Source organism: Paenibacillus sp. FSL L8-0494 (assembly GCF_038003695.1).
Taxonomy (GTDB): domain Bacteria; phylum Bacillota; class Bacilli; order Paenibacillales; family Paenibacillaceae; genus Paenibacillus_AQ; species Paenibacillus_AQ odorifer.
This window is the reverse complement of the sequence record NZ_JBBOPQ010000001.1, coordinates 3701601-3718563: the sequence shown is the minus strand read 5'-3', so window position 1 is coordinate 3718563 and position 16963 is coordinate 3701601. Positions and strand designations below refer to the sequence as shown.

Here is a 16963-nt window from a genome sequence, read left to right as displayed (position 1 = left end):
CAAAAATATCCTTTTATGTACCTTCCCCCTCTGCTTCTAGCGGCAATGGTTACATGTTCTTGTCCTTTGATCGCGACAAGAACATGTATTCATAAATCAAAAAAACCTCGCTCTGCCCCGCCTCTTATGAGACTATTATATCGGTGAGTGTATACAAACCATGTAATGCTTGCTGTTAATAATGCTGACGCAATCAAGGCTGTAAGAACACTATATGTTTGCCAAATAAGTATCGTTGACCAATCTAATACACAGCACATTATACACAGGGCAATCGTAGCAATCAGCAAAATAGATGTTACGATTATTCGCTTTTTTGTCATTGGCTGCCGCCCATTCATTTTTCTTCTGCGTAATCCTAAGAGAAAGAACAGAACGGCCAATAGGCAAAAAATAATTGTGGTAGACGATAAAATGATGTCCAAAAGCTGTGTGCCGCTTATTTCATATGACTGCGTTAGATTGCCGTCTAATATATCTTTGATTTTTAGTACCATGCTTCTGTTGATATTGGCGCCGTTGGTCAGCAAGCAGACGGCTGTTCGTTCATTTGGCAGTATGATCACTTCGGTTCCAAAATTGGGATTTCCCCCGGGGTGCTCTATAATCGTTTGGTTGGCGTTTACCGTCCAGCCCGCCGCATAATACATTTCGTTGACATCCGGAACAGACATATCCCCCTGATGTGATTTTTCGATAACCGTATGGAATATTTCGGGTATGTCCTTCACAATACCCATCTGTATGCCCATCCAACGCGCCATATCTTTTGTACAAGAAATGATGTAGCCTGCGGGTTTATTCCCGAATAATCCGGCGCGTTATATGGAGTTGTCATAAAAAAGGAAGAACGGTAGCCCTGTGCCAACTGTCCGGTGGCTTGAGCCTCTTCTTTATAAACATACGTCTGGTGAAGACCTAACGGCTGAAATACCTGTTCCCTCATAAAGTCTTCATAGCTTTGTCCCGACACAATCTCAATAACCAAACCCAATACGTCATAATTAACGGTTCCATAGCTATACTGTTCACCGGGAGGGAACGCCAACTCAGCATCTACCAGCATTTCCACAGTCTTTTGCAACAAATCTGGTGTATTGCCTTGTGGAATATTTTGAGAATGCCTACCATTTGTTAGGCCGCTAGTATGGTGAAGAAAGTTATTGAGTGTAAGGCTTGTCATATCAACAGGTTTCCCTTGATACTTTAACGTAAACCAAGGTAAATATTTTTGGACAGTGTCAGTCATTGACAGCAGCCCTTGCTCCTCCAACAGCAGAATGCCCATGCCGGTAAAAGCTTTACTGACCGAGGCTAACTCATATAGTGTATTTTCACTTGCAGACAATCCACCTTCACGGTCTGCATACCCGGAAGAAAAGTAGAACATTTCATCAGCAGCAAGTATCGAGATTGACATTCCCGGCACACCTGATATACGACGGGCATCATCCAGCAACGCGTGTATTGCCGCAGATTGCGTATCTGACAACGACGCATAACTTTGTGTTGCGAATCCTGAGATTAATATAAGTATCGTTATCACACAAACAATAGTCTTTTTCATAAACTCTCCATATCGAAAAAATTATGCGAGGATAATATAAACAACCCGTAGTACGCCTTATCCACCTAATGTATCGTTCCATTTTACTTAATGCTAGACGTTCAATAATTAGATTACAATTGTAAACTTCACAGACCCATGTATATTATTTCTTGTTTCGCAAAAAAGACCCCTCTGATTGCTTACCGGAAAGGTCTCCTTTCTTTTATAAAAATTCCACCCTATTATGATAAAGCTCAGCGTAGGCAAGTTTCATTAATCTTTCCATGTTACCTGCCATCCATATGACTGAAGTTTAAAGTATTTACTAAACTCCGCGACTACGGACTTCGCATTCTCTTTCGATGTTGCATGAAATATAGTTATATCGACTATATTACAGTCTGAAATTTCCTCCAAACCTTTAAGTCTTGATGCATCTACTCCAATCTGCTTTAGACTCATACAATTTTTGAGTATTGTTAAATCTCCAACCGGATAAGTGAACTGCTTTAATTTCTTCAATTCTCCTATAACCTCTATATGTGATTCATCTATTGCACAGCTATCTGTCTCAAAAACCGTAAGATTCTTTAAAGCTTTTAAGAATGATAAATGTGGTATTGTCACTTGTTTGAGCTCTAGTTTTATTAACTTACTAAGGTTTGAAATATAAAGCAGGTCGCCAACCTCCATTTCTTCTAAACTTAGTTCCTTCAAATTTTTTATAGTTCCTATTAATTCCATTTCAATTGAGTTCATTCTACATAATCTCAAACTCTTTAAATTCTTTATATCTTTCAGTTTATGTATATCTTTTAATGGAAGTCCTATTAATGTTAGCTTCCTTAACCCATCTAAAGAAACCAAGTACTTCAAATCAGACTCTTTAAAAGCTTCTGATCCTATCACAAGTTCTGCTAAAGAAGTCAACCGTTGAAGTACATCAAAATTAGTAATTTCATCCGCATGTATAATAAGTTCTTTAAGATTAACCATATGGGTTAAAATATCCAAAGATATTGCTCCGTATTTTTGAGCTTGATCAGCTCTAATAAATACCATTCTCTTTTTTTTCAATGTTTTTGAAGATACAAAACCACTCTCAACATCGTCTTTAAAATACTCTTCCCAAAATCCGCTTACAGGGATAAGGCTGTTCTCTTCGATATTCCAATTAGTCAAAGCTAAAATATCATCTAACAAACTTCCATTTTCACGAGATAATATGATTATATCATCTTCTTCACGAATACCAATACTATTATTTCTGAGGCTCGAATCAATAAATTCAAAGAAATGCCCCAAACTTTCAGCAATAACATAGGAAAAATTAGAATTATGATCTATCGTAATAATTTGCCCATAAACGCCTTTATTTCCGGGGTCTAAATCTATTGCCAAAAATGAGCCACCACCATCTTCAGCAAAAGGAATCCAGCCTTCTCTGTAGTTCCCATCTTTTATTACATCTGATTTGCTGGATATAATATCGTATGCTGATTCCAAAAGGGACTTCCAGTTGCTTACTATCGATTCAATGTTCATCCAACCAAGACCAGCCATAACACCAAAAATCTGCTCTCCTTCTCCATTAGAATTCATGTATAACTTTCTGAAATCTTCTGGAAATTTGCAGTTCATCATGCTCTCGAAAAGATCTATTTCTGATTCCTCAACTGCTGGATTCAATAATTCCTCTACATTTGGTATATGCGATTTTAATGTCTCAATAATTAAACACTCTTCTTTTTTATTAGCTAATGACATATAGTGGCCCCCATTCTACAGAGTCATAATAGTTTCAGTAAACATCCTTGGTTGATCATCAATCATTTTGTTATGATTCATCTTCAACAGTTCTATCAATAATTAATTCTATCTTACATATGGAGCATCTATTTCCCAATTTAGCAATATCGTATCATGAATTTGTAAATATTGTTGTATTAAGTCATATACAAAAACCTAAGAGTCATCTTAGGGGTTAATTTTATCTCTATATAAACTTCATTCACAACTAATTTTTTACCCTATTTATGGTACGGTTCAGCCCGATTTGTCCTCACCGCGGGATACATCTGTTCCAAGCTTTCAGCCACGTTTAGATTCTATTGTGATTGTGCGCCCTGAGTCTGAACCAGCTGATCTTCTCAACTGCTGTGTTGCGGTCCCCATCTGCAGTTTCCGGGCAATCTGCTTGTTGCGCATTCCTCTGATACCTTCAATAGTCCTCCTTGCTTCATTTAGTGTTATATATACTGGTTTTCTCAAATTAATCACGTAATCTAGTGCTCCGAATAATAAAAAAAGCCCGCAAGCTAGGTACCTGCGGCTTTGAATTTTATTTAGGATATGTTGTAATTTATTATTATCTCTCCCCTCCCCAACAAAGCCATAGCCCCCTTTTATGGAGTTGCTTGTGGAAGCTACAGCAAAGGCTATACGCGTTGAATCGTGGCTATCACGACCCCGGCAAATCCAATGCCTAACTGCACCAGTATTTCCGTGCTCCTAGGAGGACACGCTATGCGATTTTCAAGTGGCAATCGCCTCTTTCTGTTCCTTAGCTTTTGGGAATCCTTGATCTACTCCTTGTTCTCTACGACTATCACGCAAGAGCTCGTACGTCACATACACCGGTCGCCCTGTTCGTGGTTCCAGCATAATCTCGGCATCAATAGCAAACACCTCACGCAGCGTTCGTACCGTCATTACACGCTCTGGCGAACCATGCTCCACCACCTGGCCCTCACGAATCGCCACCATATAGTCGGAGAAGCGTGCTGCCAGATTCAGGTCATGCAGCACCATCACAATCGTCACCTGTTGACTGCGATTCAGTTCATAGAGCAGTTCCAGCACTTCAAGCTGATGCGCCAGGTCCAGATAGGTGGTGGGTTCATCCAGCAGGATCAGATCGGTTTGCTGGGCGAGCGCCATCGCAATCCATACGCGCTGACGCTGACCGCCAGATAGCGTATCGACCTCACGATGCTCAAACGCTGTAAGCTGTGTAACCGATAGGGCCCAGGCTACTACTTGCTTATCCTCTTTGGAGAGCTTGCCGAAGCCCCGTTGATGTGGAAAACGCCCATAGGCGACTAATTGACCGACCGTCAAACCGCTTGGTGCGGTCGGCGTCTGCGGCAGAATCGCCATCTGCTTGGCCACTTCCTTGGTGGACAACGTGCGGATATCTGCACCATTCAGATAAACCGTACCATTATTCGTCTTAAGCAGCCGACCAACTGCCTTTAGTACGGTTGATTTGCCGCATCCATTGGGACCAATAATCGAGGTAATCTGTCCACGCGGAATCTGCAAGTCCAGTTCTTGTACGATAAGCGTGTCATTATAGGCAATATCGATTTGTTGCGCTGTAATACTATCCATGACGTCCTCCTAATTGGCCTTCGATAGTAAATAAAGAAAGTACGGAACACTGATGACCGTAATGACAATTCCCGTCGGCACATCTCCCCCCAGGCTAACCGTGCGCGTAATCGTGTCAGCAAGTACCACGACTAATCCCCCGGTCAGGCTGGCAGCGGGAACGAGCAATTTGTGATCGGGCCCGACCAGTTTTCTTGCCATATGCGGAGCGATCAAGCCAACGAAAAAGAAGCTTCCACCCACGGCCACACTGCCAGAGGATAAAGCAACCGCAGCGATCGACAACCCCAAAAACTGCCGCTTCACGGCAAGACCCAGCCCTACTGCCGTCTGATTGCCCAGATGGAGGGTGTTGAGTATGCGAGACTTGTAGAAAATATAGCCGAGTAAAATCAAGACCCATGGTCCCAGTACGGAGATATAGCGCCAATCAGCGCCCCATAAGCTTCCTGCCAGCCAGTGCAGCATGAAATCCATCTGCGAATCATTCAGCTTGAGTGTCAGGAAGGTGGTCAGCGCTTCATACCCGCTTCCGAGTGCGACCCCGGTTAAGATCAAACCGATTGGTGAGATATCTCGCCCACGGCGATACGATAATAAGAAGATTAATCCCGCCGCCAACAATCCGCCAACAAAGGCCAGTAGTGGCAGAGCAATAAAGGAGCCCTTTCCTGTTGATGCGATGAATACGACAAAGAACAGGACAAACAAACCTGATCCCGAACTAATCCCCAGCGTCCCCGGACTAGCCATGTCATTGCGCAGCAAACTCTGCATCACGACCCCAGACGCTCCCATTCCCAGACCTACCAAGATCGACAGTGTGATTCGTGGCAGGCGAAAATCGAACACGATCAGATTTTGCTTGTCTGTACCATTTCCCAGGAGAACATTCAGCACTTCTAGCGGTGAAAGATTCATTTTGCCAGAATTCATACTAATGACAGCAAACATAAGGATGAGCACCATAAGCACTATATTGACGATTATGCCCCTTTGCACCGTATAACGCTGCTTGATCATTCAGATTCCCTCCTTTGCTTGCGAGCCAGGAAGAGAAAGTACGGCACACCAATGATAGAAAATATAATGCCAATCGGTGTTTCGAACGGCTTATTGATCAAGCGTCCAGCCAGATCGGCCGACACGGTCAGCAACGCACCATATAGCGCAACTGCCGGAATAATGTAACGATAGTCGACACCGACCATGTATCGCACAATATGTGGGGTAATCAGACCAACAAAACCGATGGGGCCAACTAAGACAACAGCCAATCCAGTCAGCACGAGCACGATAATCGTCGATAACCCCTTGACCAGTCCGCTACGAATACCGAGACCACTTGCCACATCATCCCCCAAACTGAGCAGTGTAACAGAAGGAGATAGCGCCAGCGCCAGCAGCACACCACCAACAAATAGCGGTGAGATAATCAGCAATTCCCCCCACTTGACCCCCGCTGTACTGCCTGCCGTCCAAAATGCCAATGCTCGACCCAGGTTATAATTGATCGCTAAATACTGACTGAGTGCGCCAAATAGCATGGAGATGGACAGTCCTGCCAGTACCAGCCGCTGAGGCGTCATCCCGCGCTTGCCCAGTGACGCGATGAAATAAGTGATCCCGGTCGCGAGCGCTGCTCCCAGACAAGCAAACAGCATCATCTGCCCATACGAATAACCCGGCAGAAAGGCCAGGCAAAGAGCAATCGCGAATGCTGCCCCAGAGCTGATCCCCATCAGCCCGGAGTCGGCCAGCGGATTGCGCGTCGTTCCCTGCATAATAGCCCCACATACCGCAAGGCTGCACCCGACGATCAGATCGGCTACGGTACGCGGAAGACGTAGGGTTTGAATAATTTGATGCTCAGTGAGCGTTGGATCAAATCGGAAAATAGCCTCCCATGCAGTCGCTAACCTCATGTCGGCGGCACCGAAGCTAATCGACGCCGCCGACATGAGAACCGTTAATCCAAGCCCTACCACCATGTACATGGTGAAGTTCACCGCCCCACGGCGTTTTTGTTCAGGCTTGTTTTTCATTACGTTTTCCTTTCCTTACCTACTGACAGTCATATTTGTAAATTGGAGTACTTCTTAATACCTTGTCAAAACCCTTATTGAGGCATTGCCAGCAATTGTTTGATAATATGATCAATCAATGCACTGGAAGTCATTATATCCGTGGACCAAGATAGCGATGTACCCACCGTTATGATCCGATTATGTTGCACAGCAGGTAGTGATTTCCAGACCGCATTATTAGTAGGAACTTCCGTATCTCCTATAGCGATTAGATAATCCCCTATGTAAGCAGCCAATACCTCCATAGAGATATCTCCCCAATATTTATCTGCGTCAATAATATCAGTTTGAACTTTTGATGGTGCCTTCATTTTAAGTTCATTATAAACAAGCTCGCCAACCGCATGTTTGGCTCCAGCGATGTAGTTACTTTTATCACTGAATTCCCCCATAGTAATCGTCACGTCTGAAAGACCTGCATTCTGAAGGGCTAACTTCGCTTCTTCGATTTTTCCGGCATAAGCACTCAAAACAGCCTTAGCCTCTTCCTGCTTGTTCAAAACATCGCCAATAAAATGTATACGCTCTTCTGTAGTCATATCACCATAAGGGACATAAATTGTTGGGGCAATTTTGGATAAATCTTCATAATTTTCATCACCCCATGCTAAAATGATCAGATCAGGCTCAAGAGTCATGACATCTTCCGGCTCCATAGCTATTTTAATGGAGTCTGTAATCTGGTTAGCAAAAACAGCCTTTTTCCCGTCCCTTGCTGCTCTCGCCACACCTAGAGGAGTTACACCCAGGGCTACCACATCACCCACTAAGTAATCGACTACAACACGCTGAGGGTTGTTAGGCACCTTAACGTCACCCTTTACTGTGGATATCGTTCTCGTCTGCGAGACTGCTTCTGAAGCAGTCGTCTCTGATACTTCCGGTTGTGTCTGTGCAGGGTTTGGATTTACCATTCCCCCGTTATTCGATGGCGTTCCCGACGCACATGCCGACAATAACAGCATCAAGCTCATCGCCGCCGCCAAGATCATTTCTTTACTTCTTACTTTTCCAAACATGGTTGATTCCCCTTCTCTATAAGACTGGACTAGACCTGCTAGTTCCCTCTCATAGTAAAGAAAATGAGAATCATTATCAATACCATCAACCTGCATGGATAGTGCGTTTATTTTCCGATAATCACTTGGTGTCATCTTGTAATACTTCTTAAACATCCGAAACAGATTTTTCTCATCTGCAAAACCAGATCCTGTTGCGATCTCTTTAATGGTTGCTTCTGTATGCTTCAAGTCATGGCAGGCAGCTTCAATCCTTCTCTGAATGAGGTACTCCTGTAAGCTCATGCCTTCCTTCTTTTTGAACAGCCGCGTCAATTGCCCGCCACTGATCCCAAACATATCGGCAATTTCTTGAAACATAATCGGCTGCATGTAATGTTTATCCAGGTATATCTTGGCAGAACAAGCCGGATCTGGCTGGAGATACCGAATCTCACCACTCTCAAAATCTCTGTAGACCCCATGAATCAATTGATATAGAAAACTTTTGGCCTGCAGCTGATCCATCGCCTTGCCGCGGTTCCAGCCATTCATCATCTGTTGAAACCAATCGAGTAGCAAGATAGGATTACTTGGTGTATAACCAAACTGTTGAACAAATGGGTTCACTTCCTCCAGTAATTGCTGCAGGTGCCTCTTGAAAAAAAGAGGTAATTCTGCTTTATAAAACACCATAAAGGTCTTCACATTCTCCCCTATAGGTGAAATACTGAGCAGGCTCCCCTTCCCTCCGTGAACTAAACCAAAGCGTTCCATTCCAAATGTGGTTTCATTCAGTTGAATTTGTGCTTCTCCTCCACATGCATAGATAAACATGCTACTAGGCATTTTATACTGCTCCAACGGGTATTGGGACGCTACATTCTGAAAACGCACGTCTATTAATGTAATGATCGAACGTGTCCAAATATGGGCCATCGTATCGATCATCTCCGGTGTAAATACCTGGCTTGCTGCTGCTTCGTCTTGCATCTATCTGCGCTCCCTCATCTCACTTTTTCCATTTTATATATCACCTATCAATTGATATTGATTATCAATATCATAATTCATGAGGTAAGTATATCATCATTAAGTGATATTGGGGACAGGGGCCGAATAAATGTATAGAATCCTTATCTAGGATGCTTTCATGAACGGTCATCGTTGCATCAACCCCACCTTTAAACACAGATATCGTAAAAATGAACGTTTCAGCGGGCTTCCGCTTCGAGAAATTTAGAAGAACATCGAATCGGCAATCACAAGTTCTTGCCCTGAACAAAAGACAAGAACTTGTTCCAATAAAAAAACCGCGCCCAGCGCGGATTCCAGTGAGACTATGTTCTTGTCCTCTGATCGGAGAATCGTTTCTCAATCTCAGCAGAAGATATAGTTTACAGCTAAATATCACGAAGCAGTGAAGTATTAAGCTCCGCTCTCCCCAAGTAGCCGCTGCAGATAACGGGGCGGTTAATGATTTCATACATTTTTTTAAGATCGGAAATGTACTCTTGGCTCCAAGTTTCAAACGAATCGAATTCCGCCATTGATATTTGATGGTACTCCGGGGAGTCGGTTACCCCCGTTAGGACCTCATATGCATAAATATTGTCACCAAACTTTCCTACAGATTGGTATCTACCTGTTTTCAGGCGGATATAATCGGTATATCTCACGGTCTTCCCTCATCCTTTCATTGATTTCATCATGTCTATTTTCTTAATCTTGTATAAATCTAACTCCGCAGCAACTCGTCCCGCGCTTCCGTCAGTGCGAACCCCAGCAGATTTCTACCCCGCCATTTCACGGGATTCTCCGCATCTGGATTGGACTGGCCCATGCCGATCCCCCAAATACGGTCCCGCGGGCTAGCCTCCACAAGGATGCGGTTCTTCGTCGAGTTAAGATAATCGTTAAGCTTCGGATTCTGCGAAAATTTGGCCAAGCTGGCTCTTTTGACGATACCGTAACATTCCTTATCCCAAATATCTTTGTCAAAGTTTTGGACCGCACGTCCAAAAGCCTTCATCTCTTTTGGGTGCTTAGCTTTAAGGATGGACTCCAGCATTTCGTCATCGCCGAACAACCTTGCCTTTTCGGCCATCATAAACTGCTCGGCGCAGGAGTACTGCGTTCCCTCTACCGTGAACGGGCACATCCACCATTGGCTGAAGCAGCTTTTATCGACGCTCCCGTCCTTAGGCGGTGTATGTCCCCAAAAAAATACGAATTTGAACTTTTTTCCTTCGTTATATACTTTTCTTAACTCATCGATATTGTAAATCATCGTTAACCCTCCAAATTTCTCCGATATAAGCGGGATGGCCTATGCCCCGCATTTTCGGTATAATGATCGGTCTCCACTACAAGATCTACAACTTTACGCCGGAAGGCCGCCTTCAACAGCTCTTTATCCATAATTACCTCATACACCTGCTGCAGTTCCGTCAAGGTAAAAAGCATCGGCATCAAGTGCAGTGCAATATCGGTATAATTCACTTTTCCCCGCAACCGATCAATCGCGCATGCTATGATCTTCGCATGGTCGAAGGCTAATCCGTCATTCGATACGATCTCATAATCCGTGCCAGTCGATGTAGTCTTCGCTGTCATAGTCCTTGCCACGACCGCCGAAAGTTCTTCTTCTTCACTGCTTAGTTTGAGTTCGTACTCCAGCGTCTTGATGTATCCGTCCTCAATCAGCTCTTTTTGCTCCCGCAGCGGCCGATAGGATACCTTGAACCAGGCGGCGTCTGCTGCATCATCTCCTGCCTTAAGCTCCAACTTGTCGCTGTTGATCAGAGCCATATAGCTGCAGCTTATCACCCAGGTTCGTGGGTCGCGCCCGATATCACTGAACGTATACAGCTGTTCCAGATAAATGTCTTCCACACCGGTTTCCTCGCATAGTTCCCTTACTGCTGCCTGCTCAGTCGTCTCATTCGGCCGGACAAAACCGCCAGGCAGAGCCCATTTGCCCAAGAAGGGGTGAGCCCCCCGGCGAATAAGGAGGACGCGTAGCTCTTTTTCCGGCAGTTTGCGATAACTGTCAGCATCCTCTTCCGTCACAGTGAAAATAACCATATCCGTTGTCACTGAAGGCCGCTCGTAATCCCCTGCTCTGTATTGCTCCAAAAATTCGCGTTCTATAAGTCCATCCTTATCCAACAAATCCAAGTGGGTACGCCTCCTTTATATTTGATTTAACCGTTCAGCTCTCCGAAATAGTTTCCGTAGGGATCGAACTTTGCCAACACTTCATCAACCTTGCGAATACGTTCCTCCAGGCTCCCCCGCAGCGTAATATAGGGGATCCGCCGCTCCTTCAAATCCGCGATAATCTGTTTATGAAACACATGCCGCTTCTGATCCCCACTGCGGTCCCACGTATCGTCGTAAGGAATATCGTCAGCGCATAGGAAGAACAGATCATAACGTTGCGCGTTCTCAAGAGCGATCCGTGTTAACAGCTCAGGGGCCCGGCCGTGGTAATCCAGGGCGAACATATACGTCGTGATCGCATTGGTATCGACGAACAGAACCCGGTTCGCCTCAAGTATTGCCTGTTCTTCGCGCTCGATATGACCCACCGCGATTTCATCGAACGCTTCCAAGCCGATTCGGCGGTCCACCTGATGTTCGGTCCAATAATCGCGTCCGTATTCGCTCGCGAACGTCGTGCAATATCGCCGTGCCAGCGCTTCGGTGATCGTCGACTTCCCCGTCGACATCGCTCCAACGAACACCACTTTCGTGATCAAATCCCGGTACACGATATCACTTACGAACTCCCTGTACTTATATGGATTGGAACGGACCATCGTCGCTGAGATCGGAACCCGCTCTCGGGCTTCATCCACCCGCCGGTCTATTGCACCCAAAGAGAGACTCATATGTTTGCCGTAGAACTCGCTCGAGTAAAAATGCGTTACTTGCTCTCCGTTCAGCAAACCGAGTATATACTGTTCTTCCCGAATCTCATGCTCCCTGTCATCCGAATACCCGTCCGGACCGTCCCAAGCCTCGATTACCCGGACTTCCGGATAGAGCCTGCGAATCCAATTTGCCCGGACATGAAGCGGGATCGGGGTGACCGTCGTTTCGTAAATGACCAAGATCAATTCATCGACTTCTTGTAGTGCCGTCTCGATCATGAACTGATGGCCTTTATGCAGCGGGGCAAACTTCCCCAGTGTTAGTCCAAGCGTTTTCATGCCGCCACCTCCTTAGCCCCTTTATTCCAAATATAGTACCCGTATACTGCGTTGACCAGATACGCGCTCCACATCACGATCATCAGCAGGCCTTCTCCGCTACCCTCCAGCATACGAATCACCCACAATAGCACCGTAAAGAGATTTAGCACGATATAGACCAGCCATTGTTCCTTGAATCTTCTAACCATTAAGAAGGTCGCCCCAACAGACAGCACCGTCGTAGTAGCATCGATGTAAGGCGAGTTCTGTCCCGGAATGAACGAAAGACCAAATCCGAGGAGCAAGCAGCCGATTACACAGACCATCCCAACGAGGAGCAGTCTTCTAAGATCCATCTGCCTCATGGTCAGCCTACCGTCTTCTTGCCGATTACTTTTCCACATGTAGAAGCCAATGACATTCATTGGAACGAAGAATAGCAGATTGAGCATAACCTCTCCAAACAAACCGTTAATATAGGCCAAATAAGCGTAACCGACGGTATTGTACATGCCGAAAACATAGCTCATCAGGTTGCCCTTCGCCGCAAGCACCACGCATAACACCCCAGTAATAAAAACCGTAAATCCGAATAAAGAGTCCTTTGTTATCACCGTAAACCCGACAGCGATTGAGGTAAACAGTACCAACCAAGTAATTTCGAACAGATTCCAGCTACCCGCCACCTTTTTCATCTTGCATCCCTCCGCTTTTTCGACTCATTCATAGAGTGAAAAACATAAGTTTTACTTAGTATCATTTTGTTAATAACATATTGTTACTATCAAAAATAACAGAAAATCCTGCGAAGGGCAAGTAAATTCTTCCTATTTCTACAGACAGGTACTTATTCATTTGTAATGGTTCGTTATAGGATCAAGCATAAGCCCTTTGCTCTAGGGATAATTGAACTCCTCGCCAGTAAGGTATGCGTTTGGAAGTCCAGAAGGCTTCTCGACAGAACTAACTTTAATTGTGTGAAAATAAAAGAAAACCCCTAATAAAAGGGGTTTCCTCCAATCTTGTTCAACTAACGTACCAATAGGTGAACTGTTTTTTTAGGTATGTATTTTATAATTCTCACTCTATAAGGTTTACTATTCCGTCTTTATACTTAAATAAATAATCACCCTCTTTTTCTAAGAGAACATGTAAATATTGAGCTACCATTTCAGCAATTCCTAAATTACTTGGGTTCAATATCCAATCAATTTGTTTCCAATCGAGAATACCTTCTCTCGTTATTTGTATGGGCTGATTTCCTAAATTCTTATCTACTTCGAATAAGTACAGATACAATCCATCTTTTTCCTCGCCATTTTTATCCCAGGTAATGATACCTTTTGAATAGTATTTGCTTACTTTAATACCCGTTTCTTCTAATACTTCACGTTTTGCACCATCATCAGCATTTTCGCCTACTTCATTTTTACCGCCAACACCGTTCCACACGCCCATAATTGGTGGTTTTTCACGATTCAACATTAAGATACGGTCGTCACTCTTTAAAAAACACACATTATATTGAAACACGAAATCATCTCCACAATTAAATTGTGCACTACATCAGATAAACCCGTCTTCGGGTTCACCAACATCAAATCCTAATACTTTTGTCGCTTCCAATTTAAATCTCTCTATCCAAGAATTCCAATCACCATTACTCATCTGTGCATAAAATGATAATCCACTTGGCTCTACTGAGGCCACAATAAAAATATCATCATCTTCCTGCCCGAACCAATAGGGAATTCCATTTTTATATCCTATCCAACCTGGCATACTCTCATATATATTAGTTACTTTATCCCAGACTTCATCTGATAGGTAATACCATATATTTAGATTGCAATTTTGAGAGGTTAGGTTACTCATTTGTGTCCCTCCTTTAGCCAAGATCTATTTCAGATCCTAGCTTCACTTATCTCTATATAGCATCAGCAACTTATAAGAGTCAGCAGCTCTGATAGAATAACTCTAAGCTCATGCTCCGTCTGCTCTGACTTCACGGCTTTTTCCAGCTTTGCTCGACTTCCGAATATCCGGTATAGAACCTGCTCCCGTTCATATATTTCTTTAGGCGACACCTCTTGAAGCAGCACTTCTGCTAGCTCGGCCCGATCGATCACGAAGTTTTTGACAGATCTTGCTTCCTCATTTCCTGCTAGCAGAATGTCTACTAGGACTGGTATAAGCTCAGCCTCTACACCGTGCGCATCAATAAAGGCCTCCGCATAACCATCTTGTATCATTTGGTGCTCCGTATCTACCATCTCCATATAACGAGAGACGAGTGAAAAATATTCCTTGCTATACAATCCTAATCCGAGTACAGCATAGGTACCAGGCATGACCGACTTTTCACCCGGATTTGTGTCCTTGTACCACGCATAGGGCTCCATAGCGATATTCGCATACGTAGCTAGCTTAGGATATAGAGCCGGATATGCGAGTGCACCAGCAAAAAACTGATGAAGACCTGATTTAGCCATTTTTTTTAGAGGAAGATAGTTCTTTTGTTTGCTTTTAAGCTTCAGGTAATATTCCTTCGGAAATCCTTGCTGCAGCAATTCGTTAATGTGATCTAATGCTTCTCCATAAGCTGTTTCCTCCTCGGTCAAAATCCGGATTTCAATGCTCTGGGTTACATCATTATTATCAACTTCAACACGGGTTCCTTTATATACTGGAGTGAATTTCCCGCTTCCCCCCTGAATATACTCCGCTGCGCGTTTTGAACCAAGCTGGACAGCAAGTTTCAAATATTGTTCCCGGATGTCCGGTTTCGTTTTTCCAATTTGCAGAGCGGCATATACAAAAAAGGAAAGTTGATCTGCATTCGGATCCATAAGCGCCATATTCTCTTTAGGTATCCAATCCATTCTAAAGCTGCCTGTACGCACAAAATGGCGAGGAAGAAAAACATTCTGAATCCAATCATCCATAGCCGAAGTATACTGGCCAGTCCATTCGTCTAAGCGTCCCCTATTACTTCTGAGCTTGTCGGACAAACGCTCTATTAATGGGCCAACCGCATTCTCTTCCTGCTTCAAAAGATCAGGATTCATCAAGTGATGAGAAAAGAAAAACTGGTCATCAACACTCGGCAATACCGGAAGATCAGACATGATTTTGGATGTTATAAACTTCTGTAATGATTGGCGGAGTTCGTTCAGCTTCTCTTCGTTTACCAGATGCACGCAAAGCGTTAAGTCTTCGTCCTCCATTTCAAAGGAAAGTACGATCTGGAATCGGTAATCAAAAAAACGAGGACCTAGTTTATCTGATAAAAAAAGCTCCTCCACTCTCTTGCATAATGCCGGGTAAAGTTCAGATCTAATTAATTCATCCGTGAGCTCGGCGATATAAGGACCTGCTTCGATTTCATAAGAGCTGTCCGTCCAATCAAGCGGTTCTTCAACATCAATATGTATTTTTCCTTCACGCCAAGCTACTTGGAGATAATCCTTTATCCCAGCCTGAAGCGGACGATTGCCTATGAATTCATTTATTCTTATAGTCTCTTTGTTATATATGGTCATCATCTCGCTCCACACATCGTTTAAAAACCTCTGTACTGCTGCGTTCATTCCCACTCCTCCTCATAGTTAATGCTAATAGAACTTAGTACTCCTCATGCAGATTGAAGACGGAGCAGCAGTTGATCAACCAGATCTGTCTCTCGCAGCTGGTTGATCCAGCGCTGAGGGATATGCTCATAGCCATATCGGATTCCCGCAAGACCGCCTGTGATACAGGCCGTTGTATCCGTGTCGTTGCCTAAGGCAACTGCTCGTTTGACGGCATTTTCGTAGGAAGTGCAGGTTTGGAGGATCATACATGCACTGAACAAGGAATCCACGACATAACCAGATCCTTCGCCATAGAATACTTTATCAGGCTGAATGTTCTCTTCAAGCTCCCGTTCATGCTCAGGCATCTGCTGGTAGATCTTTCGAAGCTTGCTAAGAGCAGTTCGGTAGCACAGATTGAAGTCTTGCTTTTGTAACAGTTCACGTGCAATTAACACATACAAGGCACAACATACCTGATTACAGATATGTCCATGAGTTACAAGGCATTGAGTATGTGCGTTTTGAACGAGCTGCTCGTCTGTTCCTTTATGCCACAAGGCAAGTGGTAGCACGCGCATCAGCGCTCCATTCCCTTTCCCATCAGGAACCGTATTGCCACTCTCGTAAGGGGACATTCCATGGTAATAAGTAGTCAGCGTACGACTGGTTTGTATCCCAATATCAAAAACTTGTTGGGCTACTGCCCATCTACCTTCGTGATACCAATCGACCAATTTGTCTGCAAAATCAGTTAGCTCCAGTGTACCTTTATCGATCAGACTCTCCAGCAGACATAGTGCCTGCGCACCATCATCCGACCAGGTGCCTGCAGGGACATCTCGGTAGGTGGGCTGAAAGCCCACAGGAGGAGTAAACTCAATATGCTTCAGAGGTGGGAGCTGCTCCGCTGATCTGAATTCATAGGGGACACCAAGAGCATCTCCAATCAATAAGCCGTAAAGCCCACCCTTAATTTTATCCCACATGTTGTATTCTCCTTATCACTAGATATAATTTGGATCAAGTTGCCTACAAATATATAAGCCTACCCTATCAATATTTAAACTGTTTTGCATCATCTAAATAAAAATTGAAAAAATAAGCTTCCAATGAACAATACGATAGTAATCTAAGCCTATTTTGAAATCAATACATAACAAAA

At 44.1% G+C, this 16963-nt stretch carries 14 protein-coding genes and 1 pseudogene; all 15 read right to left on the bottom strand.

The features are described from left to right. Positions 1-89: 89 nt before the first annotated feature. A pseudogene (locus NYE35_RS16865) lies at positions 90-1567 on the bottom strand (serine hydrolase). A 255-nt stretch (positions 1568-1822) separates the two neighbouring features. Beyond that, positions 1823-3316, bottom strand: coding sequence for an SMI1/KNR4 family protein (locus NYE35_RS16860; protein WP_341121718.1), 1494 nt, complete (start codon positions 3314-3316; stop codon positions 1823-1825). A gap of 768 nt (positions 3317-4084) precedes the next feature. Further along, positions 4085-4942: an ABC transporter ATP-binding protein gene (locus tag NYE35_RS16855; RefSeq protein WP_341121717.1), complete on the bottom strand. Its 858-nt coding sequence runs from the start codon at positions 4940-4942 to the stop codon at positions 4085-4087. A gap of 9 nt (positions 4943-4951) precedes the next feature. Further along, complete coding sequence (locus tag NYE35_RS16850; RefSeq protein ID WP_076143611.1) at positions 4952-5965, bottom strand: FecCD family ABC transporter permease; 1014 nt, start codon at positions 5963-5965, stop codon at positions 4952-4954. Further along, positions 5962-6987: a FecCD family ABC transporter permease gene (locus tag NYE35_RS16845; protein WP_341121715.1), complete on the bottom strand. Its 1026-nt coding sequence runs from the start codon at positions 6985-6987 to the stop codon at positions 5962-5964. Before NYE35_RS16845 ends, NYE35_RS16850 begins: the two co-directional genes overlap by 4 nt. Positions 6988-7061: 74 nt before the next feature. Beyond that, the gene (locus NYE35_RS16840; protein ID WP_341121714.1) at positions 7062-9020 is read right to left on the bottom strand and encodes an AraC family transcriptional regulator; all 1959 of its coding nucleotides are present in this window, start codon (positions 9018-9020) and stop codon (positions 7062-7064) included. Between the two features lie 410 nt (positions 9021-9430). Next, positions 9431-9706 carry a hypothetical protein gene (locus tag NYE35_RS16835; RefSeq protein WP_036677015.1) on the bottom strand — a complete coding sequence of 92 codons (276 nt, stop codon included), beginning with the start codon at positions 9704-9706 and terminating at the stop codon, positions 9431-9433. Between the two features lie 59 nt (positions 9707-9765). After that, positions 9766-10317, bottom strand: coding sequence for an NADAR family protein (locus NYE35_RS16830; RefSeq protein WP_036677017.1), 552 nt, complete (start codon positions 10315-10317; stop codon positions 9766-9768). Between the two features lie 2 nt (positions 10318-10319). Further along, positions 10320-11207 carry an NUDIX domain-containing protein gene (locus NYE35_RS16825; protein WP_341121712.1) on the bottom strand — a complete coding sequence of 296 codons (888 nt, stop codon included), beginning with the start codon at positions 11205-11207 and terminating at the stop codon, positions 10320-10322. Between the two features lie 26 nt (positions 11208-11233). Further along, the gene (locus NYE35_RS16820) at positions 11234-12244 is read right to left on the bottom strand and encodes an AAA family ATPase (RefSeq protein WP_341121709.1); all 1011 of its coding nucleotides are present in this window, start codon (positions 12242-12244) and stop codon (positions 11234-11236) included. Continuing rightward, positions 12241-12921: a nicotinamide riboside transporter PnuC gene (pnuC, locus tag NYE35_RS16815; protein ID WP_076213808.1), complete on the bottom strand. Its 681-nt coding sequence runs from the start codon at positions 12919-12921 to the stop codon at positions 12241-12243. Before pnuC ends, NYE35_RS16820 begins: the two co-directional genes overlap by 4 nt. Before the next feature lie 385 nt (positions 12922-13306). Then, the gene (locus NYE35_RS16810; RefSeq protein WP_341121707.1) at positions 13307-13759 is read right to left on the bottom strand and encodes an NUDIX hydrolase; all 453 of its coding nucleotides are present in this window, start codon (positions 13757-13759) and stop codon (positions 13307-13309) included. A gap of 33 nt (positions 13760-13792) precedes the next feature. Beyond that, positions 13793-14101, bottom strand: coding sequence for a hypothetical protein (locus NYE35_RS16805; protein ID WP_036677026.1), 309 nt, complete (start codon positions 14099-14101; stop codon positions 13793-13795). 62 nt (positions 14102-14163) lie between these two features. Continuing rightward, a complete protein-coding gene (locus NYE35_RS16800) occupies positions 14164-15816 on the bottom strand; it encodes a DUF6138 family protein (RefSeq protein WP_341121705.1) in 1653 nt (550 codons plus the stop codon). Between the two features lie 44 nt (positions 15817-15860). Continuing rightward, positions 15861-16787, bottom strand: coding sequence for an ADP-ribosylglycohydrolase family protein (locus tag NYE35_RS16795; RefSeq protein ID WP_036677031.1), 927 nt, complete (start codon positions 16785-16787; stop codon positions 15861-15863). Between the last annotated feature and the right edge of the window lie 176 nt (positions 16788-16963).